The organism is Acidocella sp. C78 (genome assembly GCF_907164655.1).
Map to the genome: position 1 here is coordinate 363,329 of NZ_CAJQZK010000060.1, position 19,937 is coordinate 383,265.

Consider the following 19,937-nt stretch of genomic DNA (forward strand, 5'->3'; position numbering starts at 1 on the left):
CAAGGGGAGACACCGTCAATGGCAGAACTCGACAGCAGCGCCACTATGGCGCTCGAACTCATCCGTGCCGCGGGCCGCCCGCCGGCCGACCAGCTCAGCCCGGCCGAAGCGCGGATCGGCTATCTGCTGGCGCGCGGCGCCCTTTCGCCCGAGCCGCCGGCGATCACGCAGGTGCGCGATCTCGATGCTCAGGGCCGCAACGGCGCCATTCCGCTCCGCCTCTATCGCGATGGGGACGACACCGCGGCGCGCGGCTGCCTCGTGTATTTCCATGGCGGCGGCTGGGTGATCGGCGATCGCGATACCCATGACGTCGTCTGCCGGCAGATCGCGCAGCGTAGCCGCGCGGTGGTCATTTCCGTCGATTACCGGCTCGGCCCTGAACACAAATTCCCTGCCGCTGTCGAGGATGCGATCGACGCCACCATCTGGGTCGCCAAGCATGCCGGTGAACTGGGCGTCGACGCGAAGCGCCTCGCCGTCGGTGGTGACAGCGCGGGCGGTAACCTCGCCGCCGTCGTCGCGATCGATTCGCGCGACAATGCCGGCCCTGCCATCGCGCTTCAGGCGCTGGTCTACCCTTCGACCGACATGCTCGGCTCGACCGAAAGCCACGAGGTCTTCGGCGAGAACTACATGCTGACGAGGGCGATGATGACGTATTTTCGCGCCCATTACCTGCGCTCGGAGGCGGACAAGGCGGACTGGCGGGCTTCGCCGATGCGCGCCGCACGGCATGACGGCCTGCCGCCGGCGCTCGTGATCACCGCCGGGTTCGACCCGCTGCGCGATGAGGGCGAGGCCTATGCACGGCGGCTTGCGGAGGTCGGCGTTCCGGTCACGCTGCGGCGTTTTCCGGGGCAGATTCATGGTTTCCTGACGATGGGCCGGGTGATTCCCGAGGCTGGCGAGGCGATTGACGAACTCGTCGGGGCGTTGGCGGCCCGTGGCATCTGACGGAACAGAAAGGCCGCGCGGGCGCTGGCGCGGCCTCGTCTTCCGCGGCTACGACATCGCGGTGGATGCCGTTATCCTCGGCGTGATACCGCTGATGCTCGTCGCCCTCGCTTTCGCTTTTCTCGAGGCGGTTGCTAGCACGATCCATCTTGTGCCCGATTTCCGGGCGGAAACGATGGATACGTTCACCCTTCGCGTGCTGGTCGAACAGATTCTCGACGTTGTCATCCTTATCGAGCTGTTCAACACCTTCATGGATTATGCCCGAACCCGGCGAATCAGACTCTCGACGCTGCTTGACGTGACAATCGTGTTTTCGCTTCGCGAGGTGCTGATCAAGCTCTATGGCCAGAAATTCTCGGCTGAAGACATTCTCACGCTGGTTGTCCTTATCATCGTGCTGGTGATTGCGCGCAGCATCACGATGAGGTTTTCGCCTCATCAGCAGCCTCGCGCCTGAGTTCGAGGTCGAGCCATTCCGCCTCGAGCGCGGCGAGCCTCGCCTGCAATCCGCCCACCGTTTCGCTGACCTTGCGGAATCCGTTTGGATCGCGGGTGAAGAAATCGGGGTCGGCGAGGCGTGCCTCGTGCCGGGCGATGCCGGCCTGAAGCGTTTCCATCTCGCCTTCGAGTTCCTTCAGCCGGTGACGGTCGCGAAAGGAGAATCCCGAAGCGGCAGCCTTCGGTTTCGGCGGCGTTGCAGCCGGCTTGCGCGGTCCTGCCTCGCGGACCTCGCGTGTGCCGCGCTGGGCCAGCATGTCCGCATAGCCGCCCGCATACTCGATCCAGCGCCCGTCGCCTTCCGCCGCGAGCGTCGATGTCGCGATTCGGTCGAGGAAGTCGCGGTCGTGGCTGACCAGCAGCACCGTTCCATTATAGTCCGATAGCATGTCCTGCAGGATGTCGAGCGTTTCGAGGTCGAGATCGTTGGTCGGCTCGTCGAGGATCAACAGGTTCGAGGGGCGCGCCATCGCGCGGGCCAGCAGCAGCCGGCCGCGCTCGCCGCCCGACAGCGTGCCGACCGGCGTGCGTGCCTGCTCAGGGCGGAACAGGAAATCCTTCATGTAGCCGACGACATGGCGGAATTGCCCGCCGACCTCGACCATGTCGCTTCCTCCGCCGGTCAGCGTGTCGGCCAGGGTGCAGGCCGGGTCGAGGGCGGCGCGCTGTTGGTCGAGCGTCGCCACGGCGAGGTTGGTGCCCTGGGTGATCGTGCCCGAGTCCGGTTCGATCTGGCCGGTGAGCAGCCGCAGCAGCGTGGTCTTGCCCGCGCCGTTCGGCCCGACGATGCCGAGCCGGTCGCCCCGCAGCACCCGCAGCGTCAGGTCGTGGATCACGCTGCGTTCGCCGAAGGATTTCGAGACGTGCTCGGCATCGACGATGATCTTGCCGGAGAGTGCGGCGGCGCTCGTCGTCACGTTCATCTCCCGCGCCTCGCGCCGCTCCTCGCGCTTGCGCGTGCGCAGGGCCGCGAGTTCGGCAACGCGGCGGACATTGCGCTTTCGCCGCGCCGTCACGCCGTAGCGCATCCAGTCTTCCTCGCGCGCGATGGCGCGGGAGAGCTTCTGCGCGTCGCGCTCTTCCTGTTCGAACACCTCGTCGCGCCAGGCCTCGAAATGCGCGAACCCGCGATCGATGCGGCTGGTCCGGCCGCGATCCAGCCAGACGATGCTGCGCGTTACCGTTTCCAGCAGCCGCCGGTCATGGCTGATCAGCACGATGCCGGCGCGCGAGGCCTTCAATTCTGCCTCCAGCCATTCGATCGCCGGCAGGTCGAGGTGGTTGGTCGGCTCGTCGAGCAGCAGCACGTCCGGTTCCGGCGCCAGCACCTTGGCCAGCGCCGCGCGCCGCGCCTCGCCGCCGGAGAGGCGGTCGGTGCTCTCGGCGCCGGTCAGCCCGAGCCGATCGAGGCAGGCGCGCGCCCGGTGCCCGTCCACTTCCGGATCGAGCCCGTCGAACACGTAATCGAGCACGGTCGGGAAGCGGGTGAGGTCCGGCTCCTGCGGCAGGTAGCGCAAGGTGGCGCCGGGCTGCAGGAATCGCGTGCCGGAATCGGCCTCGGCCAGACCCGCCGCGATCTTCAGCAGAGTTGACTTGCCCGATCCGTTGCGCCCGACCAGGCAGATCCGCTCGCCCGCGGCAATGCCGATCTCCGCTCCATCGAGCAGCGGCGCGCCGCCGAGCGAAAGCCTTACGTCTTGCAGGTTGAGCAGGGGAGGGGCCATGCGCGCCTTGTGGCCAATCGCGGATCGCATGGCAAGCGAGCGCCGATCGGAGTATGAGAGCGCCGTCATGATCCGCCTGACCGAAATCCGCCTGCCGCTCGACCACGCCCCCGACGCCCTGCGCGATGCGGTGCTCGCGCGCCTTGGCATCGGCGAGGGCGCGCTGCGCGGCTTCACCGTCTTCCGCCGCGCCGTGGATGCTCGCCGCAAGGCCGCGATCGTCCTTACCTACACGATCGATGTCGAAGCCGTGGACGAGGCGGGGCTTCTCGCTCGCCACGCGGCGAGTCGCCATGTCGGCCCGACGCCTGACATGAGCTACCTGTTTCCGAAATCTTCGCTGCCGCCGCGCCGGCCCATCGTGGTCGGCACCGGCCCCTGCGGTATCTTCGCCGCCCTCATCCTCGCCCAGGCCGGCCTGCGCCCGCTGATCCTCGAACGTGGCAAGGTGGTGCGCGAGCGCACGAAAGATACCTGGGCGCTCTGGCGGCGCGGCGTGCTGACGCCCGAATCCAACGTCCAGTTCGGCGAGGGCGGGGCAGGGACGTTCTCCGACGGCAAGCTCTACAGCCAGATCAGCGATCCCAACCATCTCGGCCGCAAGGTGCTGACCGAATTCGTCGCCGCCGGCGCGCCGGAGGAGATCCTCTACGTCGCGCATCCGCATATCGGCACGTTCCGCCTCGTCGGCATGGTCGAGACCATGCGTGCGACGATCGAGCGCCTCGGCGGCGAATACCGTTTCGACGCCAAGGTGACCGATCTTGTCATCGACACCATCGGCGACGCCCGGCAGGTCCGTGGCGTGATGCTCGAGTCCGGCGAGACGATCGAGACCGACCACGTCATTCTCGCCATTGGCCATTCCTCGCGCGATACCTTCGCCATGCTGCGCGACCGCGGCGTGCATCTCGACAAGAAGCCCTTCGCCATCGGTTTTCGCATCGAGCATCCGCAATCATTGATCGACCGCGCCCGCTATGGCGATCATGCCGGCCACAAGCTGCTCGGCGCGGCCGATTACAAGCTGGTGCATCACGCGAAAAACGGCCGCAGCGCCTACAGTTTCTGCATGTGCCCCGGCGGCACCGTCGTCGCCGCGACGTCCGAGCCGGGTCGGGTCGTCACCAATGGCATGAGCCAGTATTCGCGCAACGAGCGCAACGCCAATGCCGGGATCGTGGTTGGCATTTCGCCGGAGGATTTTCCGGGGGATGTTCTGGCCGGCGTCGAGTTGCAGCGCCGCCTCGAAGAGGCGGCCTATGTGGCAGGCGGCTCGACCTATCACGCGCCCGGGCAACTGGTTGGCGATTTTCTCGCCGGCCGTGCCTCGACGGATTTCGGCGCCGTGATCCCGTCCTACCGCCCCGGCGTCACCCTCACCGATCTCGCGACACTCCTTCCCGATTACGCGATTGAGGCGATCCGTGAGGCGTTGCCGGCCTTCGGGCGCAAGATCCCGGGCTTCGACCGTGAGGATGCGGTGCTGACCGGTGTTGAAACCCGCACCTCGGCGCCCATCCGCATCACCCGCGGGGCGGATGGCCAAAGCCTGAACACGCACGGCCTGTTTCCCGCCGGCGAGGGGGCGGGCTATGCTGGCGGCATCCTCTCGGCAGGGGTCGATGGTATCCGCGCCGCCGAGGCCGTTGCCCGCAGCCTCCGCTGAGACGGACATATCCACGCCCGATCCCGCTGGAAGCGGTTCTACCGGCCGAGAGCGCGGCGCACGCCCAGCAACGCGTTCAACACCGCCGAACTGCGCGAGACGCAGTAGCGAGGCACGACAGTCCCGCCAAATCCGCTCAGCATCAGAAGGTTGGGCAGCGCGCCATCCACGACGTGGATATTGTCCATGTCGAAAATACGATTCGCGGCCGCCGCATTCTGAATGGCCGACCAGATCAGCAGGTTGATGGCGCCGAAATGGGCTGACGGGTCCCGTGCCGACATGAAGTAGAACTCGCGCCGCTCGCACCATGCCGTGAGGATTGCGGCCTCCGGCGTATTGTCGGGCCTGATTGCCGCCAGCACCCGCCCGCGTCGGCGCCGCAGAATCTCTCCAACCAGGGAGGCCAGCGTCGCGTCGTCATAATGGTTCCTGCGGTCGCTCCGGCGCAGGCAATCCTTGTAGAAATCAAGGAAATGCGCGGGCTCGTCCCACGTCGTCACGGTCAGGCCGTCGCCTGCACGGCGAATGGCGTTGCGCGTCTTGTCGCGCATCCGCTTCCACAAATGCTCTTCCGGGTGCGGCGCAATCTCGACCGACCATTGTACAGTGCTTAAAAACCCCGCCTTGTCGAACGCCAGCGTATTTGCGGTTTCCGGATGAAGCCTGAACCAGACATGAGCCGCCTTGGGAAGTTGAGCGATCAACTGGCTGCAAATCTCGATTCCCTTGGTCGATTTGACGGCGCCCGGCGGATCGAACTCGGCCGCGATCGCCGGCCCCAGGCAGTGGGTGAGATCGGGGATGCGCACCACATCGAAGCTGCGTGCCCGCCGCTGGACGATAAAGGGCAAGCGTCCCGCAAGACGCCCTCCGGATTCCACCCTGACCTCACCAAACGCTCCACCGGAAGCCGCATCGAGCCACCAATGTTCATGGAACACGGTAGGGGATAGCCAGGATGTCCCGAAACGGCGTCGTTCATGTCGCGGTTCATGATTCTCCTCCCGGGAAAATCAATGGGCGCGGCCAGAGGCGTTAGCAACGTTTCAGATTGTCAACGAAAATGATGACAAGTCAGTCAAAATAAATAAAATTTGTAAAGGAATATCTGATGTAATAAAAAAATAAATTTTTTGTTAATCAAATCGAATTCTAACATCAACCAAATGTGATCTAGGACATTGCCTGAAAACGCGAAGATCTTCGAGTTGCGTTTGGCAGGATGGCCAGAAGACGTTCAGCTTGCCGGATGAAGGAAACCCGCCCGGCACATGCGCGCTCCGCCTCGCCGCCCGCGAGCGCCTTCGCCGCTCAGGACGGGTCACGGAGCGTCACGATGACCGGCACATGGTCAGAGGGTTGCGGCTTGTCCCGCTCCTCGCGCGCCACCCGCACCGTCTCAAGCCGTTCCGCTACGCGCGGCGAGAGCAATGCGTGATCGATCCGCAGCCCTCTGTCGCGCTGCCATGCGCCGGCCTGATAGTCCCAGAACGTATAAAGCGTCTCACCCGGATGCAGCGCTCGCAGCGCATCGGTCAGGCCGAGCCAGATCAGCCCGCGGAATGCCGCCCGGCTTTCCGGCCGCACCAACGCGTCATCCGCCGCCAGCGCGCCTTTCGCCAGATCCGCATCGGTGGGGCCGACATTGTAATCGCCGGCGAGGATGAAATCGCGATCATGCTCAAGCAGCGAGGCGGCATGCAGGCGCAATTTCTCCATCCAGTCGAGCTTGGCGGCGAAGCCGTCGTCGCCGCCGGAATTGCCATTGGGCAAATAGAGATTGCCGACCAGCAGGCCGCCGGCCTCGACCTCGATGAAGCGCGCCGCCGCGTCTTCCTCCTCGCCGGGAAGGCGACGATGCGTCACCTTCACCGGCGCGCGCGAAAGCACCGCGACACCGTTATACGCCTTCTGCCCGACGATCTCGGCGCGGTATCCCTCCGCCTCGAAGGCCGCGGCCGGAAACTGCGCCGCCTCGCACTTGATTTCCTGTAGCAACAGCAAATCCGGCTGTTCGCGCTTGAGAAAATCCGCAATCAGCCCGGCCCGCACACGCGCCGAGTTGACGTTCCAGGTCGCGATCCGCACGCTGCGCTCAGTCGACCGAGAAGGACGAACCGCAGCCGCAGGACGAGGTCGCGTTCGGGTTGCCCACGGCGAAATAGGCCCCCATCAGCGTGTCCTTGAAATCCAGCTCGGCGCCATCGAGCAGTTCAAGGCTCGCGGGATCGACGACCACCTTCGCGCCGCCGTGCTCGAATACCACATCATCGGGCGCCACCTCGCGGGTGAGGTCGAACTTGTATTGAAACCCGTTGCAGCCGCCCGCCAGAACTTCCACCCGCAGGGCCGAATCGGGGTTTTCCACCGCGACGATGGCGGCGATCCGTGCCGCCGCCGCCTCACTGATCCGGAACCGGTTCACTGTCTCGCTCATGACGCGGAATATAGTCGCTCACCCGCCGGATCGCCAGCGTCGCTTGGACAAGCCTGCGCTCTCCTAGTAAGCCGGGGCCATGTCACTCGCCCCCTATGCCGCCCGCGCCGGGGCCTCGCGCGGCCGCCAGCATCCAGAGCCCGAAAGCGCGACCCGCTCCCCCTTCGCACGCGACCGCGACCGCGTGCTGCACTCGGCCGCCTTCCGCACGCTGCAATACAAGACCCAGGTCTTCGTGATCCATGAGGGCGATTTCTACCGCACCCGCCTGACCCACAGCCTTGAGGTGGCGCAGATTGCCCGCAGCATCGCCCGCGGCCTGGGGCTCGACGAGGACCTGACCGAAACCCTCGCCCTCGCGCACGATCTCGGCCACCCGCCCTTCGGCCATGCCGGCGAGGCCGGGTTGAACGACGCGCTCGGCGAGCATGGCGGCTTCGACCATAACGCCCAGAGCCTGCGCACCGTGACGCTGCTGGAGCGCCGCTATGCCGGGTTCGACGGGCTGAACCTCACCTGGGAATCGCTGGAGGGGCTGGCCAAGCATAACGGCCCGCTGACCGCGCCCCCTGCGTACATCGCCGCCTTCGATGCCGCCTATCCGCTCGATCTCGCCCGCCAGGCCTCGGCCGAGGCGCAGGTCGCGGCCCTGGCCGACGACATCGCCTATCATGCTCATGACATTGACGATGGGCTGCGCGCCGGCCTGTTCACGCCTGACGATCTCGCCGCCGTGCCGATCATCGGCGCCACGCTGAACGAGGCGCGCGCGTTGACGGCCGATCCGGTGCGTATCCGCGCCCATGCCGTGCGGCAGATGATCGGCGTGCTGGTCAGCGGCGCGCTGGCCGAGAGCCGCCGGCGGCTGGCCGCCCTCGCGCCCGCCGATTCCGAGGCGGTGCGCGCCTGTCCCGAACCGGTGATCGGCTTCGCCCCCGAGCTTGCCGCGGAGAATGCCGAAATCCGCCGCTTCCTTTACGCACGCATGTATCGCCAATGGCGCGTCAACCGCATGACCCACAAGGTCGAGCTCGTGGTGCGCGACATGGCCCGCCTGCTGCTCGCCCGGCCGGACCTGCTGCCGGAGGACTGGCGCAGCGCCGCCGGCGCGCCGCGCAGCATGACGGCGGCCGAGGCGGTGCGCGACTATATCGCCGGCATGACCGACCGCGCCGCGCTCGACGAGCATCGCCGCCTGACCGACCCCCATTCTCCCGCCTGAGGTTTCCGCATGTCCCACAACATCTTCATCGCCCTGCGCCGGCTGGTCCTGGCCGAAATGGCGCGCCTGTTTCCGGCTCTCGATGCGGAGGTTCAGGCGCGGATCGAGGTCTCGCCGACGCGGGAAGCCGCGCATGGCGACATGGCGACCAATGCCGCGCTGATCGCCGCCAAGCCGCTTGGCCGCGCACCGCGCGAGATCGCCACCGCCCTCGCCGCAGCGCTGGCGGCGCTGCCGGACATCGCGAAGGCCGAGCCAGCGGGGCCCGGCTTCGTCAACCTCACCCTGGCGGATCCGGTCTGGCACGCCGAAATCGCCGCCATCCTGCGCGCCGGCGAAGCCTTCGGCGCGAGCGCTATGGGGCAGGGGCGCCGTGTCAATGTCGAATACGTCTCCGCCAACCCGACCGGCCCGCTCACCGTCGGCCATTGCCGCGGCGCCGTTGTGGGCGATGCGCTGGCCTCGCTGCTAGCCAAGGCCGGGTATGACGTCACCCGCGAATACTACATCAACGATGCCGGCGCGCAGGTTACCGCACTCGCCTGGTCGGTCTACTGGCGCTATTTGCAGGCGCTCGGCACCCAGCTCACCGAAGAGGATTTCGCCGCGGCGACGCCGACCGGCCTGCAATATCCGGGCGATTACCTGATTCCGGTGGCGGAGGCGCTGGTGGCGGCCCATGGCGACGCGCTCGCCGGCCCGGGCCTGTCCATCGCGCCCGCCGGGGCCTGGCTCGACATGGTCCGCCGCCACGCGATCGAGGCGATGATGGCGCTGATCCGCGACGATCTCGCCGCCCTCAACGTCCGCCAGGACGTGTTCACCAGCGAGGCGGCACTGATCGCCGCAGGCGGAGTCGAGCGCGCCGAGGCGATCCTGCGCGGGCAGGACCTGCTTTACGAGGGCGTGCTGGAACCGCCCAAGGGCAAGACGCCGGAGGACTGGGAACCGCGCGAGCAGACACTGTTCCGCGCCACCGGCTTTGGCGACGATGTCGACCGCCCGGTCCGCAAGTCGGACGGTTCGAACACCTATTTCTTCAACGACATCGCCAACCACGCCGACAAGATGGCCCGCGGCTTCGACACCATGATCGATGTCTGGGGTGCGGATCACGGCGGCTACGTCAAGCGGATGCAGGCGGCGGTGAAGGCGCTCGCCGCCGGGCGCGACGCCTCGCTCGACATCGTGCTCTGCCAGATCGTCCGCGTGATGAAGGACGGAACGCCGATGCGCATGTCGAAACGCGCCGGCACCTATATCGAGCTGCGCGACCTGATCGATGCCGTGGGGTCCGATGTCGTCCGCTTCATCATGCTGATGCGCAAGTCCGACGCGCAGATGGAGTTCGACCTTGATGCCGCGGTGGCGCAAACGCGGGAAAATCCGGTTTTCTACGTGCAATATGCCCATGCGCGTTGCCGCTCGGTGCTGCGCGCCGCAGCGGAGCTGCCCGAACTCGGCGATACCGCCGATGCCGCCCTCGCGGAGGCCGCGCTCGCCGGCCTGACCGCGCCCGAGGAGCTGACGCTGGTGCGCCGCCTGGCCGCCTGGCCGCGCCTCGTTGAATCGGCCGCGCAAGCGCGCGAGCCGCACCGAATCGGATTTTTCCTGTATGATCTGGCTGGCGACTTCCATGCCCTGTGGAACGCTGGCCGCGCCGATGCCACGCTCCGCTTCATCCAGGCCGATGCCATCGAGGCCAGCCGGGCGCGGCTCGCCCTGGTCGCGGCGACCGCGATGGTCATCCGCTCCGGCCTTGCGGTGATGGGTGTTGCCCCGGTTGAGGAGATGCGCTGAGCGGCGCCGGCTGCCCGGAGAGACGATGGACCGACAGGATTACGATGACGAGATCGACATTCCGCCCTATGCGGTGCGGCGTCCGCCCACGCGCGGGTTCGATCCGGAAATGCGCCGTATCGCGCTCATCGCTGGCGGCTTCGCCGGGGCGATCGTCCTCGTCGCGCTGATCTGGGGCGGCGTGCATCCGCGCCTTGGCCCGCCGCCGGTGATCAAGCCGCCGCCGGGACCGATGCGGACCGCTCCGGCCAATCCCGGCGGCCTGCAGGTTCCGGGGGCGAACGAGCAGATCATGTCCGGTACGACCGCTTCAGGCCACCTCAGCTCGCGCCGCCGACACCACAGCCGGATTTCTCGAAGCTCGCCGCCGAGGCGAATTCGTCACAGCCGAAGCCCGCTCCGCACCCCGCGTCGACGGCCGCCGCGGCCTCGCAGAGCCGGCCGCCCGGCGCGGGCCTTTCGGCCCCCCTGCCGCCACCGCCGCCGTCATCGGCGGCCCCGGCATCTGGTGCGTCTGCATCCGGCGCGGCAGCGCCGGCGACACCGGCCGCCGCGCCGCCGGCAGCGGGAACCGCCGCGCCCAACCCGCAGATCGGCAAGGCGATGCCGGCGATCATCCCGCCGAAACAGGCCGCCAGCGCCGGCCCGCACGACATCCAGCTCGGCGCCCTCGTCTCGATGGCGAAGGCCGACGAAGCCTGGCAGATCCTGCTCGCCCGCGTGCCCGATCTATTGGCGGGCCGCACCCCCCTCGTCGTGCCGGGCACGGTGAACGGGAGGACTTCTACCGGCTGCGCCTCGGCGGCTTTGCCACCGCCACCGCCGCCACCACCTTTTGCGACCGGCTGAAAGCCCGTCACGTCGCCTGCTACGTTCCGCCGAAGTGAGACACCGACCATGAAGGCCGCCATACTCGGCATCGCCGGCACTACCCTTGCGCCGGAGGAACGCGCGCTGTTCGCCGAACATCCGCCGGCGGGCGTGATCCTGTTCGGCCGCAACATCGCCGATCCCGCCCAGCTGCGCGATCTCGTGGCCGCCCTGCGCGAGGCACTCCCCGCGGAGGCGGTGCTGATGGTCGACCAGGAAGGCGGCCGTGTGGCCCGGCTGCGCGCGCCGCACTGGCCCGAGCTTCCGCCAGCCGCCCAGCTCGGCGCGCTGTTCGCGACCGACCCCGACGCCGCCCGCAACGCCGCCCGCGCGCACGGCGCCGCGATCGGCGCGATGGCCCGCGACGCGGGTTCGACGTGGTCGCCGCGCCGGTGCTCGATGTCCCGGTCCCCGGCGCGCACGATGTGATCGGTGACCGCGCGATCGCCGCCGACCCCGCCGTGGTCGGCGCGCTGGGGGCGGATATCGCCTGGGGGCTGATGTTCCAGGGCGTCGTGCCGGTGATGAAGCACATGCCGGGTCACGGCCGCGCCGGGCTCGACAGCCATCATAGCCTGCCGCGTGTCACCGCCACGGCACTCGATGCCGACTTCGCGCCCTTCGCCGCGAATCGCGACCTGCCCTGGGGCATGACCGCCCATATCCTCTACGAGGCGCTCGACCCCGCGACTCCGGCGACCTTCTCCCGCAGGATCATCGAGGAGGTGATTCGCGGGCGGATCGGCTTCCGTGGGATTCTGGTCAGCGACGATCTTGCGATGGGCGCGCTTGACGGCACGCCGGTCTCGCGTGCCCTGCGCGCCCTTGCCGCCGGCTGCGACCTCGCCCTCTATTGCCCGGGCGAGCCTGCCGCCAACCGCGCGGTGCTCGAAGCCGTGCCCGATCTCGACAAGGCGCTGATCCTCCGCCTCAAACCGACGCCGGCGCCATGACCCATAACCCCATCCTTTCAGTGGCGATCAGTGTGCTTGCGGCGATCCCGGCGATCGTGCTGCATGAACTCGCGCATGGTTACGCCGCGCTCGCCCTCGGTGACCGAACGGCCCAGCGCGCCGGGCGGCTTTCGTTCAATCCGCTGCGCCATGTCGACCGGTTCGGCACGGTGATCCTGCCGCTGTTTCTCATCGCCAGCCAGCTCCTGACCATCGGCAGGATCGATTTCATGTTCGGCTGGGCAAAGCCGGTGCCAGTGGACCCGTCCGGCTTCCGCGATCCGCGGCGTGGCATGGCGATCGTCGCCGCCGCCGGCCCGCTTTCGAATTTTGTCCTTGCGCTTGCCGCGTCCTTCGCCATCGCCGCCTTCGGCAATGTGCCGATGCTTGGCGATTTCCTGCTCTATTTTCTGCTCTTCAACATCGTGCTCGGCCTGTTCAACCTGCTGCCGCTGCCGCCCTTCGACGGCGGGCGGATCGCCGTCGGCCTGCTGCCGCTGCCCGCCGCCCGGATGCTTGCCCGCGTCGAGCAGCTCGGCATCCTGCTCATCCTGTCGGTGATCTTCATCCTGCCCGCGCTGCTCGGCCAGTTCGGCATCCGCTTCAACCCGGTATCGGACGCGCTCAGCCTCTGGGTGCCGCGCGTCGCCGCCTGGTTCCTTCATCTTGCTGGCGTCAATGCCGGATTCTGACGCCGCGCCATCCCCCGAACCCGTCGAGGCCTTCATCGTCCGCTTCGAGGGGTTCGAGGGGCCGCTCGACCTGCTGCTGGAACTCGCCCGCGGCCAGAAGGTCGATCTCGCCAATGTGTCGATTCTCGCCCTCGTCGAGCAATATCTCGCGATCGTCGAGGGCGCGCGCCGGGTGCGGCTCGAACTCGCGGCGGACTGGCTGGTCATGGCCGCCTGGCTCGCCTGGCTGAAATCCCGCCTGCTGTTGCCCGAGGACGAGACCGCCGCCGAGGAGGGCGAGATCGCCGCCGACGTGCTGGCCGCGCGGCTTCAGGCGCTTGAGGCCATCCGCGAGGGCGCCGCCTGGCTGGGGGCACGGCCGCAACTCGGACAGGACGTCTTCCCCCGTGGCGCGCCGGAGGATTTCACCGAGATCGACCGTTCACGGCTGCGCGTCGATCTCACTTCGCTGCTGACGGCCTATCTCGCCGCCCGCCGCCGGTCCGGCGCGAAGCGGCAATACCGGCCGAAGCCGATGAATTTCTGGTCGGTACAGCAGGCGCTGGAACGTCTGACCCGGCTGCTCGGCGCCACGCGGGACTGGACCGATCTCGCCGGCTTCCTGCCGCCCGAACTGCCCGATTCGTCCGAACCGCCACTTGCCCGCCGCGCTGCTCTCTCCAGCACGCTGCTCGCCGGGCTCGAACTCGCCCGCGACGGCCAACTGGCACTCCGACAGGAGCAGCCTTTCGGCCCCATCCAGATCCGCCCCGGCCCGGAGCCCGAACCCGACCATGAATGATACCGCCCCGCCCAGTTCCCGCCCACACGCCGAACGGCTGATCGAGGCGGTGATCTTCGCCAGCCGGGAGCCGGTGCCGATGCGCACCCTCGCCACCCTGCTGCCCGAGGGCGAGGATCTCGACTCCGTGCTGGCGGCCCTGCGCGCCCGCCACGAGGGCGGCGGGATCGAACTCGTCGAGGCGGGGCAGGGAATGATGTTCCGCACTGCGCCGGATCTCGCGCCGGCGCTGCGCCGGGTGGTGGAAATCCCCCGCCGCCTGGCGCGCGCGGCGATGGAGACGCTCGCCGTCATCGCCTATCATCAGCCGGTTACCCGCGCCGAGATCGAGGAAATCCGCGGTGTCAGCCTCTCGCAATCGGCGCTGGATGCGTTGCTGGAGGCCGATCTGGTCACTCCGGCCGGCCATCGCGAGGCGCCCGGCCGCCCGGCGCTCTGGGCGACGACGCCGCAGTTCCTGGTGCAGTTCGGTCTCAAATCGCTGCGCGACCTGCCCAAGCGCAGCGATCTTCTGGTCGAACCGGCCGGCCCGGCCCCGGCCGATCCTTGACCTCGGCCGCAGGGCTGCTAGCAGAGAAGCCGGTTTAAGCGGACGGATATGCTCGGATTTTCCTGGCCAGAGATTGGCGTGATATTGATGGTGGCGCTTGTCGTCATCGGACCGAAAGACCTGCCGGTGGCGATCCGCACGGCAACCGCGGCGCTGCGCAAGATGCGCGGCCTTGCCAGCGAGTTCCAGGGCCATGTGCAGGAGCTGATGCGCGAGGCCGATCTTGCCGACATCGGCAACGACCTGCGCAATCTCCGCAATTTCGATCTCGGCAGCACGATCGAGCGCCATGTCGACCCCGATGGCACGATCCGCAGCAGCTTCGATTCGATCGATGGCGAGAGCTATGGAGTTCCTTCCGCTGCGGATGCCGTGATCGAAGGAACCGCGGATGACGATCTGCCGCCCGGATTGCCCGCTTTCGTTCCGCCGGACGCGGTGCGCGCCCGCCCGGTGCCCGCCTTCATTCCCCCCGGCACACGACTCTGGTAGGTCCGGCGCATGACATCCGATGAGACCGACGCGCCGCAGGATGCGGACCCGATCAACGACAAGGAAATGCCGCTGCTCGACCACCTGGCCGAGTTGCGCCGCCGCCTCCTCTGGTCAGGCCTTGCCTTTCTCGGCGCCTTCCTGGTGTCGTATTATTACGCACGCCCGATCTACCATTTTCTTGCCCAGCCGCTCGTCAACATCCTCAAGGAACGCGGGCAGAAGCCGGAACTCGTCTATACAGCGCTTTACGAGGCGTTCTTCACCTATGTGAAGGTCGCGATCTTCGCCGCCGCCTTCATCTCCTTTCCGGTGATCGCCACGCAGATCTGGCTGTTCATCGCGCCGGGCCTCTACCGGTCGGAAAAGCGCGCGCTGCTGCCTTTTCTGATCGCCACGCCGGTGCTGTTTTTCGCAGCGGCGCACTGGCTTATTATGTCATATTTCCAAATGCCTGGAAGTTTTTCCTGAGTTTTCAGACGAACCCGCACAACGCGAATTTCCAGATCAACGTGCTGCCGCGCGTCTCCGACTATCTCAACCTTGTGATGAAGCTGATCTTCGCCTTCGGCATCTGCTTCGAACTGCCGGTGCTGCTGACACTGCTCGGACGGGTCGGGATCGTCAACGCGGCGGCGCTGAAGAAATATCGTCGCTATGCCTATGTCGCCTGCTTCATCGTCGCCGCGATCCTGACCCCGCCCGACGTTTTTACCATGACGGGCCTGGCGCTGCCGCTGATCGCCCTGTTCGAGCTGTCGATCTTTGCGGTGAAGATGGTCGAGCCAAAAGCCGAGGTTACCGAGAATGCATGATCTGAAAGCCATTCGCGACGCCGCCGCGGCCTTTGCCGCCGCGATGCGCCGGCGGGGGATTGCCGGTGTCGAATTCCCCGGTTACCCGGCTGAAGGGGCCGACCACGCTATACTCGTGTACGACCGACAGCGGCGCGACGCCCAGACCAAGCTGCAAGGCTACGAGACCCGCCGCAATGAACTCGCTCGCGCGATTGGTCAGGCCAAGCGGGCCGGCGAGGATACATCAGCGCTCGAGGCGGAAGGCGCTGAGTTGCGCCAGAAGATCGAGTCCGCCAACGCCTATCTGGCGGAATCGGCACGAAAGCTGGACGAGATGCTCGCTGTCCTCCCCAACATCCTCTATGCCGACGTGCCCGATGGCCCCGACGAGTCGGCCAATGTGGAGCAAAAACGGGTCGGCGCACCGCCCGCGTTCGACTTCGAGGCCAAGCAGCATTTCGAACTCGGCGAAGCCCTCGGCCTGATGGATTTCGCCGGCGCGGCCAAGCTTGCGGGCGCCCGCTTCACCGTGCTGCGCGGCGATCTCGCCCGGCTCGAACGCGCCCTCGGCCAGTTCATGCTCGACCTGCATGTGAACGAGCACGGCTATACCGAGGTCTCGCCGCCGCTCCTCGTCAACGACGCGACAATGTACGGCACCGGGCAACTTCCCAAATTCGCCGAAGACCTCTTCAGCACCACCGACGGCCGCTGGCTGATCCCCACCGCCGAGGTGCCGCTGACCAACCTCGCCGCCGGCGAGATTCTCGATGCCGCCAGCCTGCCGCTGCGCATGACGGCGCTGACCCCGTCCTTCCGCTCCGAGGCCGGCTCGGCCGGGCGCGACACCCGCGGAATGTTGCGCCAGCACCAGTTCTGGAAGGTCGAACTCGTCTCCCTCACCACGCCGGAGGCCAGCGCCGACGAGCACGAGCGGATGACGCGCTGCGCCGAAACCGTGCTGGAACGCCTGGGGCTGCCCTATCGCCGCATGCTGCTCTGCGCCGGCGATACCGGCTTCTCCTCGGCAAAGACCTACGATCTCGAGGTCTGGATGCCGGGGCAGGGGACCTATCGTGAAATCTCCTCCTGCTCGAACTGCCGCGCCTTCCAGGCCCGGCGGATGAACGCCCGCTACCGTCCGGCGCAGACCGGCCCAAAGCCGGCAAAGCCCGATTTCGTTCACACATTGAACGGCTCCGGTGTTGCTACCGGCCGTGCCCTGATCGCGGTGATGGAGACCTACCAGAATGCCGATGGGTCGATCACGATCCCGGATGCGCTGCGCCCCTATATGGGAGGGCGCGCGCGGATCGGCTGACCGTCGGCACTATTGACCACAGCGTTCGGCCTCTCATATTCGGTGCACAGAATATGACCCCGTGAGGAGGCTGCGATGACTGTGCGCCCCGAAATACTGCCGTTTTTCGACCCCGCGACGAGCACGATCAGTTACATCGTGATCGATCCGACGACGTCTCGCGCCGCGATCATCGATTCTGTGCTCGACTACGACCCGAAATCTGGCCGGGTGTCGACGACTTCGGCCGATGCGCTGATCGCGAGCGTGCGCGAGCGCGGCCTCACCATCGACTGGATTCTCGAAACCCACGTCCATGCGGATCATTTCTCGGCGGCGCGCTATATCCAGCATAGCCTCGGCGGCGGGATGATCGGGATTGGCGATCATATCGCGCCGGTGCAGGCCAATTTCGCCGATATCTTCGATCTCGGTCCCGATTTTCCCATTGACGGAAGCCAGTTCAACCACCTGTTTCGCGATGGCGAACGCTTCGCGGTCGGCATGATCGAGGCCGAGGCGATCTATACGCCCGGCCACACGCCGGCCTGCATGTCCTATCATGTGGGTGACGCCGTCTTTGTGGGCGACACGTTGTTCCAGCCCGATTATGGCACCGCGCGCTGCGATTTCCCCGGTGGCGATGCGCACGCGCTCTATCGCTCGGTTCACCGGCTCTATGCGCTGCCGGGCGAAACCCGGGTCTTCACTGCGCATGACTACCAGCCCGGCGGGCGTGAGCCGCGATGGGAAAGCACGATTGCCGAGCAGAAGGCAGGGAACCTGCAAATCAACGCCGGCATCGGCGAGGAGCAATTCGTCGCCATGCGCGAGGCGCGGGATGCGACCCTCGCCGCCCCGGTTCTGATTCTGCCCTCTCTGCAGGTCAACATCCGCGGCGGTGATCTGCCGGCCCCCGCGCCGAACGGCCGGCGCTATCTGAAAATTCCGCTCAACACGCTCTGACCGCGAGGACCCGGCTGCATGCTGCTTCCAGCGCCTTTCCCCACGGGCTTCACCCCGCTGCCCGATCTCGCGGGCGGGCTGATGATCGGCGCCGCCGCCGCCATGCTCTGGCTCGGCATCGGCCGCATTGCCGGGATCACCGGAATCGCCGGAGACCTGATCCAGCGCTCCGGGCGGGACTGGCGGCTCGCCTTCATCTCCGGCCTGCTTCTGGCCGGCCTTCTCGCGCGGTCGTTTGGCGCCGCCCCGGCGATCCATGTCGCCGCCGGGCCGCCGGTGATGATCGGCGCCGGCCTGCTGGTCGGAATCGGCACCGCGCTCGGCGGCGGCTGCACCTCAGGCCACGGCGTCTGTGGTCTGGCCCGCGTTTCGCCGCGCTCGATTGTCGCGACACTCGTTTTCATGGCCGTCGCGGCGGTCGTGGTTTTCCTCACCCGTGACCTTGGAGCCGTATGATGCGCCGGCCCCTGATCGCTTTTGCCGCCGGCCTGCTCTTTGGTGGCGGGCTGCTGCTCTCGGATATGGTCGATCCCGCCAAGGTCCTCGGCTTCCTCAACATCGCCGGTCATTGGGATCCGAGCCTCGCCTTCGTCATGGCCGGCGGCGTTCTCGTCGCCGCGGCGGGGTTCGCATATGGCCGCCGCCGTGGCAGGCCATTGACTGGTGGGAGCTTTCCAGTGCTGCGGCGCAGCGGAATCACCCTTCGCCTTGCCGGTGGCGCTGCGATTTTCGGGATTGGCTGGGGAATGGCCGGGCTATGCCCCGGACCGGCCATCACCGCGCTTGCGCTCGATCCTTTGGCCCTCTGGCCATTCGTGATCGCAATGTTCGCCGGGATATGGATCGTCCGCTTGCTGGATGCCGCGCGTCAGTCGCAGCCGCCCACCTTGTCCATGCCCGCCGTGCAAAACAGGCGGTAGATCAATCCCACCACATCGCGCGCCGCATCGCTGCCCAACGCGTAATAGATCGTCCGCGAATCGCGACGGGTCGTAACCAGCCCGTCCTGTCGCAACCGTGCGAGCTGCTGCGACAGATGCGCCTGGCGGATGCCGAGTTCCCGCTCGAGCTGCCCCACCGAGGCTTCACCATGGGTAAGGTGACACAGAACCATCAACCGGTGAGGATTGGCGATGCACCGCAGAAACTGCGCCGCCATCGTCGCGTTGCGCATCATCGCGTCGAGTTCAATCTCGGTTTCGCTATCAACCGCCATCGTTTTCAGTTCGCCAGTCCGCAGCAAACCGTCTGCTGCCAGGGGCGCATGCTGACCCATTTCTTTGTCCCCGTAACCAAACTCTCTTTATCTGGACAGACTATGATCCGTTCGGTGATGATTTGGCAATATCAAAGGCCTTTCCGCGCGCGGGCAAAATGAACGCGCCAAGGGGGCGCGCGGGCGGCGCAACTCACGCTCCCGCGCTTGAAAGAGCCGGTACGGCGCCAGCCTGACCTTCACGCCCCAATCAGACCCAGTTCCGGGCTCGAGGCTTCGGCCCGCAGCCGTTTCGGAATCCGGCCGGCGCCGCGGGCGCCGAATCCGGCCTCGACCGCTGCCCGCATCGCCGCCGCCATCCGCACCGGGTCATGCGCCCGGGCAATCGCGGTATTCAGCAGCACGGCATCGCAGCCGAGTTCCATCGCCAGCGTCGCGTCCGACGCGGTGCCGATGCCGGCATCGAGCACCACCGGCACCGCACTCTGCGCGCAGATCCGCTCGATGTTGTAGGGATTGGCGATCCCGAGCCCGGAGCCGATCGGCGAGCCCAACGGCATCACCGCGGCCGCGCCCAGATCCGCCAGCTTGCGGCAGAGAATCGGATCGTCAGTGCAATAGGGCAGCACAGTGAAACCGGCCTTCACCAGCACGCCTGTCGCCTCGATCAGCAATTCGGCATCCGGATACAGGGTCTCCCGGTCGCCGATGATTTCAAGCTTGATCCAGTCCGTCTCCAGCGCCTCGCGCGCGAGTTCGGCGGTCAGCACCGCATCGCGCACGGTCGAGCAGCCGGCGGTGTTCGGCAGCAGCCGATAGCGCCCGCCCAGCGCATCGAGCAGTGATCCGCCATAGGCATCGAGGCTGATCCGCCTGATCGCCACGGTGACCAGCGAAGGTTCCGCCGCATCCAGCGCATCGAGCAGCACCTGCTGGTTGGGATAGGCGCTGCTGCCCATGAACAGGCGCGAGCCGAGCGCGACGCCCGCGATCTCGAAAGCGTTCAT

Annotated in this window: 23 protein-coding genes and 1 pseudogene; 17 read left to right on the forward strand and 7 right to left on the reverse strand. The window is 67.0% G+C overall.

Annotation, left to right across the window (positions count from 1 at the left end):
- The first annotated feature begins 18 nt into the window (after window positions 1–18).
- Both ACIDOCELLA78_RS82240 and ACIDOCELLA78_RS82245 read left to right on the forward strand, forming a co-directional pair.
- Entirely contained in the window at window positions 19–957 is a 939-nt protein-coding gene (locus ACIDOCELLA78_RS82240) for an alpha/beta hydrolase (RefSeq protein WP_201727636.1), read from the forward strand.
- Window positions 947–1,417 carry a phosphate-starvation-inducible PsiE family protein gene (locus ACIDOCELLA78_RS82245; protein ID WP_201727637.1) on the forward strand — a complete coding sequence of 157 codons (471 nt, stop codon included), beginning with the start codon at window positions 947–949 and terminating at the stop codon, window positions 1,415–1,417. Before ACIDOCELLA78_RS82240 ends, ACIDOCELLA78_RS82245 begins: the two co-directional genes overlap by 11 nt.
- Here ACIDOCELLA78_RS82245 and ACIDOCELLA78_RS82250 read toward each other — a convergent pair.
- Window positions 1,377–3,182 (reverse strand): ABC-F family ATP-binding cassette domain-containing protein, encoded by a 1,806-nt coding sequence (locus tag ACIDOCELLA78_RS82250; RefSeq protein ID WP_201727638.1) that lies wholly within the window; start codon window positions 3,180–3,182, stop codon window positions 1,377–1,379. The two genes, ACIDOCELLA78_RS82245 and ACIDOCELLA78_RS82250, sit on opposite strands and share 41 nt — an antisense overlap.
- A gap of 67 nt (window positions 3,183–3,249) precedes the next feature.
- Here ACIDOCELLA78_RS82250 and ACIDOCELLA78_RS82255 point away from each other — a divergent pair, with 67 nt between their 5' ends.
- Entirely contained in the window at window positions 3,250–4,851 is a 1,602-nt protein-coding gene (locus ACIDOCELLA78_RS82255; RefSeq protein WP_201727639.1) for an NAD(P)/FAD-dependent oxidoreductase, read from the forward strand.
- Between the two features lie 38 nt (window positions 4,852–4,889).
- Here ACIDOCELLA78_RS82255 and ACIDOCELLA78_RS82260 read toward each other — a convergent pair whose 3' ends face one another.
- From ACIDOCELLA78_RS82260 to ACIDOCELLA78_RS82270, 3 genes are all read right to left on the reverse strand, one after another.
- Window positions 4,890–5,795 carry a GNAT family N-acetyltransferase gene (locus ACIDOCELLA78_RS82260; protein WP_201727640.1) on the reverse strand — a complete coding sequence of 302 codons (906 nt, stop codon included), beginning with the start codon at window positions 5,793–5,795 and terminating at the stop codon, window positions 4,890–4,892.
- 370 nt (window positions 5,796–6,165) lie between these two features.
- Complete coding sequence (locus tag ACIDOCELLA78_RS82265; RefSeq protein ID WP_201727641.1) at window positions 6,166–6,942, reverse strand: exodeoxyribonuclease III; 777 nt, start codon at window positions 6,940–6,942, stop codon at window positions 6,166–6,168.
- Window positions 6,943–6,949: 7 nt separating this feature from the next.
- Window positions 6,950–7,291, reverse strand: a complete 342-nt coding sequence (locus tag ACIDOCELLA78_RS82270) for an iron-sulfur cluster assembly accessory protein (RefSeq protein WP_201727642.1) — start codon at window positions 7,289–7,291, stop codon at window positions 6,950–6,952.
- 79 nt (window positions 7,292–7,370) lie between these two features.
- Here ACIDOCELLA78_RS82270 and ACIDOCELLA78_RS82275 point away from each other — a divergent pair, with 79 nt between their 5' ends.
- Complete coding sequence (locus ACIDOCELLA78_RS82275; RefSeq protein ID WP_201727643.1) at window positions 7,371–8,513, forward strand: deoxyguanosinetriphosphate triphosphohydrolase; 1,143 nt, start codon at window positions 7,371–7,373, stop codon at window positions 8,511–8,513.
- Between the two features lie 9 nt (window positions 8,514–8,522).
- Complete coding sequence (locus ACIDOCELLA78_RS82280; RefSeq protein WP_201727644.1) at window positions 8,523–10,313, forward strand: arginine--tRNA ligase; 1,791 nt, start codon at window positions 8,523–8,525, stop codon at window positions 10,311–10,313.
- Window positions 10,314–10,633: 320 nt separating this feature from the next.
- Here ACIDOCELLA78_RS82280 and ACIDOCELLA78_RS82285 read toward each other — a convergent pair whose 3' ends face one another.
- Window positions 10,634–10,930 carry a hypothetical protein gene (locus ACIDOCELLA78_RS82285; protein ID WP_249674951.1) on the reverse strand — a complete coding sequence of 99 codons (297 nt, stop codon included), beginning with the start codon at window positions 10,928–10,930 and terminating at the stop codon, window positions 10,634–10,636.
- 174 nt (window positions 10,931–11,104) lie between these two features.
- Between ACIDOCELLA78_RS82285 and ACIDOCELLA78_RS82290 the strand changes: the two genes are divergently transcribed.
- The 12 genes and pseudogenes from ACIDOCELLA78_RS82290 (at window position 11,105) to ACIDOCELLA78_RS82345 (ending at window position 18,634) form a co-directional block, all read left to right on the forward strand.
- Entirely contained in the window at window positions 11,105–11,200 is a 96-nt protein-coding gene (locus ACIDOCELLA78_RS82290; RefSeq protein ID WP_249674995.1) for a hypothetical protein, read from the forward strand.
- Window positions 11,201–11,210: 10 nt separating this feature from the next.
- Entirely contained in the window at window positions 11,211–11,612 is a 402-nt protein-coding gene (locus tag ACIDOCELLA78_RS82295; RefSeq protein ID WP_283770800.1) for a glycoside hydrolase family 3 N-terminal domain-containing protein, read from the forward strand.
- Entirely contained in the window at window positions 11,561–12,136 is a 576-nt protein-coding gene (locus tag ACIDOCELLA78_RS82300; protein WP_283770801.1) for a glycoside hydrolase family 3 N-terminal domain-containing protein, read from the forward strand. The genes ACIDOCELLA78_RS82295 and ACIDOCELLA78_RS82300 overlap by 52 nt, the downstream gene beginning before the upstream one ends.
- A complete protein-coding gene (locus ACIDOCELLA78_RS82305) occupies window positions 12,133–12,828 on the forward strand; it encodes a site-2 protease family protein (protein WP_201727645.1) in 696 nt (231 codons plus the stop codon). The genes ACIDOCELLA78_RS82300 and ACIDOCELLA78_RS82305 overlap by 4 nt, the downstream gene beginning before the upstream one ends.
- The gene (locus ACIDOCELLA78_RS82310) at window positions 12,815–13,609 is read left to right on the forward strand and encodes a ScpA family protein (protein ID WP_201727646.1); all 795 of its coding nucleotides are present in this window, start codon (window positions 12,815–12,817) and stop codon (window positions 13,607–13,609) included. The genes ACIDOCELLA78_RS82305 and ACIDOCELLA78_RS82310 overlap by 14 nt, the downstream gene beginning before the upstream one ends.
- Window positions 13,602–14,159, forward strand: a complete 558-nt coding sequence (gene scpB, locus ACIDOCELLA78_RS82315) for an SMC-Scp complex subunit ScpB (protein WP_201727647.1) — start codon at window positions 13,602–13,604, stop codon at window positions 14,157–14,159. The genes ACIDOCELLA78_RS82310 and scpB overlap by 8 nt, the downstream gene beginning before the upstream one ends.
- Before the next feature lie 48 nt (window positions 14,160–14,207).
- Entirely contained in the window at window positions 14,208–14,651 is a 444-nt protein-coding gene (tatB, locus tag ACIDOCELLA78_RS82320) for a Sec-independent protein translocase protein TatB (RefSeq protein WP_201727648.1), read from the forward strand.
- A gap of 9 nt (window positions 14,652–14,660) precedes the next feature.
- A pseudogene (gene tatC, locus ACIDOCELLA78_RS82325) lies at window positions 14,661–15,466 on the forward strand (twin-arginine translocase subunit TatC).
- On the forward strand, window positions 15,459–16,769 hold the full coding sequence (gene serS, locus ACIDOCELLA78_RS82330) for a serine--tRNA ligase (RefSeq protein ID WP_201727649.1): 1,311 nt from the start codon (window positions 15,459–15,461) through the stop codon (window positions 16,767–16,769). Before tatC ends, serS begins: the two are co-directional and overlap by 8 nt.
- Window positions 16,770–16,844: 75 nt before the next feature.
- The gene (locus ACIDOCELLA78_RS82335) at window positions 16,845–17,714 is read left to right on the forward strand and encodes an MBL fold metallo-hydrolase (RefSeq protein ID WP_201727650.1); all 870 of its coding nucleotides are present in this window, start codon (window positions 16,845–16,847) and stop codon (window positions 17,712–17,714) included.
- 18 nt (window positions 17,715–17,732) lie between these two features.
- Complete coding sequence (locus tag ACIDOCELLA78_RS82340) at window positions 17,733–18,170, forward strand: YeeE/YedE family protein (protein WP_201727651.1); 438 nt, start codon at window positions 17,733–17,735, stop codon at window positions 18,168–18,170.
- A complete protein-coding gene (locus ACIDOCELLA78_RS82345; RefSeq protein ID WP_201727652.1) occupies window positions 18,170–18,634 on the forward strand; it encodes a DUF6691 family protein in 465 nt (154 codons plus the stop codon). The genes ACIDOCELLA78_RS82340 and ACIDOCELLA78_RS82345 overlap by 1 nt, the downstream gene beginning before the upstream one ends.
- On the opposite strand, the gene ACIDOCELLA78_RS82350 is transcribed toward ACIDOCELLA78_RS82345, so the two are convergent.
- Complete coding sequence (locus ACIDOCELLA78_RS82350; protein ID WP_201727653.1) at window positions 18,583–18,990, reverse strand: metalloregulator ArsR/SmtB family transcription factor; 408 nt, start codon at window positions 18,988–18,990, stop codon at window positions 18,583–18,585. The genes ACIDOCELLA78_RS82345 and ACIDOCELLA78_RS82350 overlap by 52 nt on opposite strands.
- A 179-nt stretch (window positions 18,991–19,169) precedes the next feature.
- Complete coding sequence (locus ACIDOCELLA78_RS82355) at window positions 19,170–19,937, reverse strand: thiazole synthase (RefSeq protein WP_201727654.1); 768 nt, start codon at window positions 19,935–19,937, stop codon at window positions 19,170–19,172.

What these genes read in the sequence shown, in the direction of transcription:
- ACIDOCELLA78_RS82240 (WP_201727636.1), top strand. Translation starts at nt 19, where the DNA reads ATGGCAGAACTCGACAGCAGCGCCACTATGGCGCTCGAACTCATCCGT.
- ACIDOCELLA78_RS82250 (WP_201727638.1), bottom strand. Translation starts at nt 3,182, where the DNA reads ATGGCCCCTCCCCTGCTCAACCTGCAAGACGTAAGGCTTTCGCTCGGC.
- ACIDOCELLA78_RS82255 (WP_201727639.1), top strand. Translation starts at nt 3,250, where the DNA reads ATGATCCGCCTGACCGAAATCCGCCTGCCGCTCGACCACGCCCCCGAC.
- ACIDOCELLA78_RS82270 (WP_201727642.1), bottom strand. Translation starts at nt 7,291, where the DNA reads ATGAGCGAGACAGTGAACCGGTTCCGGATCAGTGAGGCGGCGGCGGCA.
- ACIDOCELLA78_RS82275 (WP_201727643.1), top strand. Translation starts at nt 7,371, where the DNA reads ATGTCACTCGCCCCCTATGCCGCCCGCGCCGGGGCCTCGCGCGGCCGC.
- ACIDOCELLA78_RS82280 (WP_201727644.1), top strand. Translation starts at nt 8,523, where the DNA reads ATGTCCCACAACATCTTCATCGCCCTGCGCCGGCTGGTCCTGGCCGAA.
- ACIDOCELLA78_RS82285 (WP_249674951.1), bottom strand. Translation starts at nt 10,930, where the DNA reads ATGATCGCCGGCATCGCCTTGCCGATCTGCGGGTTGGGCGCGGCGGTT.
- ACIDOCELLA78_RS82295 (WP_283770800.1), top strand. Translation starts at nt 11,211, where the DNA reads ATGAAGGCCGCCATACTCGGCATCGCCGGCACTACCCTTGCGCCGGAG.
- ACIDOCELLA78_RS82305 (WP_201727645.1), top strand. Translation starts at nt 12,133, where the DNA reads ATGACCCATAACCCCATCCTTTCAGTGGCGATCAGTGTGCTTGCGGCG.
- ACIDOCELLA78_RS82310 (WP_201727646.1), top strand. Translation starts at nt 12,815, where the DNA reads ATGCCGGATTCTGACGCCGCGCCATCCCCCGAACCCGTCGAGGCCTTC.
- scpB (WP_201727647.1), top strand. Translation starts at nt 13,602, where the DNA reads ATGAATGATACCGCCCCGCCCAGTTCCCGCCCACACGCCGAACGGCTG.
- tatB (WP_201727648.1), top strand. Translation starts at nt 14,208, where the DNA reads ATGCTCGGATTTTCCTGGCCAGAGATTGGCGTGATATTGATGGTGGCG.
- serS (WP_201727649.1), top strand. Translation starts at nt 15,459, where the DNA reads ATGCATGATCTGAAAGCCATTCGCGACGCCGCCGCGGCCTTTGCCGCC.
- ACIDOCELLA78_RS82335 (WP_201727650.1), top strand. Translation starts at nt 16,845, where the DNA reads ATGACTGTGCGCCCCGAAATACTGCCGTTTTTCGACCCCGCGACGAGC.
- ACIDOCELLA78_RS82340 (WP_201727651.1), top strand. Translation starts at nt 17,733, where the DNA reads ATGCTGCTTCCAGCGCCTTTCCCCACGGGCTTCACCCCGCTGCCCGAT.
- ACIDOCELLA78_RS82345 (WP_201727652.1), top strand. Translation starts at nt 18,170, where the DNA reads ATGCGCCGGCCCCTGATCGCTTTTGCCGCCGGCCTGCTCTTTGGTGGC.
- ACIDOCELLA78_RS82350 (WP_201727653.1), bottom strand. Translation starts at nt 18,990, where the DNA reads ATGGGTCAGCATGCGCCCCTGGCAGCAGACGGTTTGCTGCGGACTGGC.
- ACIDOCELLA78_RS82355 (WP_201727654.1), bottom strand. Translation starts at nt 19,937, where the DNA reads ATGAACGCTTTCGAGATCGCGGGCGTCGCGCTCGGCTCGCGCCTGTTC.